This is a genomic window from Arthrobacter sp. B0490 (assembly GCF_002929355.1).
Taxonomy (GTDB): Bacteria; Actinomycetota; Actinomycetes; order Actinomycetales; family Micrococcaceae; genus Arthrobacter_D.
The window spans coordinates 1-1,329 of the sequence record NZ_PJIR01000046.1 but is presented as its reverse complement, the minus strand read 5'-3'; the positions used below and the strand labels follow the sequence as shown (position 1 = coordinate 1,329).

Genomic DNA, 1,329 nt, shown 5'->3' with positions numbered 1-1,329 from the left:
TAGACTTCCACCGGAGGGTCGTCGGCCTCTCAGGCTCCGCGTACTCTTTCTGTGCACTGCTCGTGTTGCTTGGGGAAGGGTGAGGGAGATGTCGGGCTGGTCCTGCTTCCCTGTCGTCGGTGGCCCGGCGGTGGGTCGGTGAGCGGCGGGGACCTGTCCGGGCTGGATGCTCTGTGCTCGACGCTGTGCGCGTCGTTCATCGACGTGCTGCCGGTGACGGGGGCCGCGTTGTCGGCGTTCAGCGGTTCCCAGCAGGAGACCATGCTGCACGCCAGCGACGACCTGGCCGCCCGGTTGGATGAGTTGCAGTTCGATCTGGGCGAAGGCCCGCGGTGGGAGGCCGCGCGGTCCCGGAGGCCCGTCCTCCTCCCCTACGTCCGCTCGATGCCGCACGAGCGGTGGCCCGTGTTCGGGAAGGCACTGACCGACACCGACGCGCAGGCCCTCTTCGTCTTCCCCCTCGTCGTCGGCGCCCTGGACATCGGCGTCGTCGAGCTCTACCGGAGCGCCCCGGGAGAGTTGGGCGAGTCCGGGGTGGGCTTGGCGCGTGCGCTGGCCGACGGGGCGGCCTGGAGTCTGCTGCGTCGGGTCCTCGTCCCCGAGTCCGGGAAAGGCACGGCCGGGATCGGACTGTCCCCGTCCCGCCGGGAGATCCACCAGGCGACGGGCATGGTGCTCGCCCAGACCGGGGGGACGGCCGCTGACGCGTTGCTGCTGCTGCGGGGGCACGCATTCGCGCACGGGCAGACCGTACGGCAGAGCTCCGCCGACGTCCTGGAACGCCGCCTGGATTTCACGCCGCCCGCGGCCCGTGAACGGGCCTGAAGAGGCCTGAAGAGGCCTGAAGAGGCCTACAGTGAGCTTCATGGAATCCACCACTCGGGCCGGCCGGGTCAGTGCCGCCTTCGTGAGAATCGCGGACACCCTCATCGACGAGTACGACGTGCTGGATCTGCTGCACACGCTCGTGGACGAATGCGTCGACCTGCTCGACGCGACCGCGGCCGGACTGATGCTGGCCGGCCCGGACGGCGTCCTGCAGGTCCTGGCCTCCACCAGCGAGGAAAGCCACCTCGTGGAGGCCCTGCAGCAGGAGACAGGGGCCGGGCCGTGCGTGGAGTGCTACGTCACCGGCGTCCCGGTCACCATCCGGGACATCGCCGGCACCGCAGACCGGTGGCCCGAGTTCAAGGACGCCGCCGCGGCGCAGGGGTACCAGTCGGTCCATGCGTTCCCGATGCGGGTCCGCGGCAGGACCATCGGGGCGATGAACCTGTTCCGCACCGACACGGGGGAACTCAGCGCAGAGGACATCGCGATCGGTCAGGC

2 protein-coding genes are annotated in these 1,329 nt (G+C 70.2%); both read left to right on the top strand.

Features of this window, described 5'->3' with window-relative positions; translation table 11 throughout:
• The first annotated feature begins 138 nt into the window (after positions 1-138).
• Positions 139-825 carry a GAF and ANTAR domain-containing protein gene (locus CXQ97_RS18510; protein ID WP_258062777.1) on the top strand — a complete coding sequence of 229 codons (687 nt, stop codon included), beginning with the start codon at positions 139-141 and terminating at the stop codon, positions 823-825.
• Between the two features lie 40 nt (positions 826-865).
• Positions 866-1,329, top strand: a 464-nt coding sequence (locus tag CXQ97_RS18505; protein ID WP_104182356.1) for a GAF domain-containing protein, incomplete at its 3' end; no start/stop codon positions are given.